This is a genomic window from Pseudaestuariivita atlantica (genome assembly GCF_001205715.1).
GTDB classification, from domain to species: Bacteria; Pseudomonadota; Alphaproteobacteria; order Rhodobacterales; family Rhodobacteraceae; genus Pseudaestuariivita; species Pseudaestuariivita atlantica.
Genome location: NZ_AQQZ01000045.1, coordinates 1 through 1,563, shown reverse-complemented (window position 1 = coordinate 1,563; position 1,563 = coordinate 1). Strand labels below are relative to the sequence as shown.

Genomic DNA, 1,563 nt, shown 5'->3' with positions numbered 1-1,563 from the left:
AAAGATGCCGTAATGGGGCTGTCGGCGAATCGAGCACGTTTCGCTTGTTTGTCAGCATGATATGGAGTGCCGTTGCCCTTGATGCGCCTGCAGCGCGTCTACGAGGTCGTATGTTTCCATGCGCCTCAATTCCTGAGAATAGAAGGGCAACGACATGAATGTATTTATCGGACTGGATGTATCTCTGGCAAGCACGGCCATTTGTGTGCTGGGGCCGCAGGGGATTATTGTTGAAGAATTGCAGGCGGAGAGTGAGCCTGAAGCCCTGGTGCGCGCGATCGTCGCCCTGCCATATTCGATCGACACGATCGGTCTCGAAGCCGGACCTCTGTCCCAATGGCTGAGCAAGGGGATGGAAGAGGCAGGGTTTGACGTGGTCATGATGGAAACACGGTTGGTGAAGGCCGCCTTGAAGGCCATGCCGATCAAAACAGACCGGCGCGATGCCCAGGGCATTGCGCGCTTGCTTCAATTGGGATGGTACAAGCCCGTGCACCGCAAATCCGTGTCCTCCCAGGAAATCCGCGCGTTGCTGACGGCGCGCAAGTCAGTTCAGCAGGCCATCATCAACCTTGAGCTTTCCATGCGGGGTGTTTTGCGGAACTTCGGCCTGAAGCTGGGGCATGTCACCCGGATCAGGTACGAGGCCCGGGTGAGGGAATTGGTTGAGCAGAATGAAATCCTGTCGGCGTCGACAGAGGCCCTTTTGCGCGCGCGTGCGCAGTTGCGCGCCGAGTTGGCCGAATTGGATGCGGCAATCGCGGATCTGGCAAAACAAGACGACGTTTGCCGTCTGATGATGACGATGCCGGGCGTCGGTCGGATCGTCGCCCTGACGGTCAAATCCGCGATCGACGATCCGACCCGGTTTGTGCGATCGAAGGATGTTGGACCGTGGGTGGGGCTGACACCGAGGCGCACTCAATCCGGAGAGATGGACATTGTCGGGCAGATCACTCGAGCCGGTGACCGGGCCCTTCGAACGGCCTTGTATCAAGCGGCGATGATCTTGATGCACCGTGGGTCACCAAACTGGCTCCAGGCCTGGGCGCTCAGAGTGGCCCATCGGCGTGGATCGAAACGGGCCTTGATTGCACTTGCGCGGCGCATTGGCGTTGTTTTGCACCGCATGTGGCGAGACGGCACACCATTCCGCTATGCGCAGAGCTCCCCGGCAACGGTCTGAGTAAAACAATTCCAGAACTTGATCGGACGGAGGAACGCACTGCACCTGACGACAGGTACAACGAGGTCCCCTGCCGGGACGAGGTTCCTGGAGATGCCGGAAGCCCGCAAGTTATCGGCTAACGCTGAATACGCGTAAAAGATAGGTACCCAGGGACCAGATTTGGACCAGGCATAGAGTGGCAGCCATGAGGCTGACTACGGACGGAAGAGCGAAGCCCGTGCAGGGGGTGTCCTTCAGTCCTGAAGTGCGGTTGCAGTGAAAAAGAAAAAGTAAGCTTCTGAATTTGTGCCTTAAAACTCGGTGAAGAATGAGATCTTCGCCGGGATTTTTGACTTGCCCGAAACCCTTGACAGAGGCCCGCCCCATTACGGAAG

1 protein-coding gene is annotated in these 1,563 nt (G+C 57.8%); it reads left to right on the top strand.

The features are described from left to right. Positions 1 to 154 precede the first annotated feature (154 nt). Positions 155 to 1,186: an IS110 family RNA-guided transposase gene (locus ATO11_RS21015; protein WP_050532868.1), complete on the top strand. Its 1,032-nt coding sequence runs from the start codon at positions 155 to 157 to the stop codon at positions 1,184 to 1,186. Positions 1,187 to 1,563 lie beyond the last annotated feature (377 nt).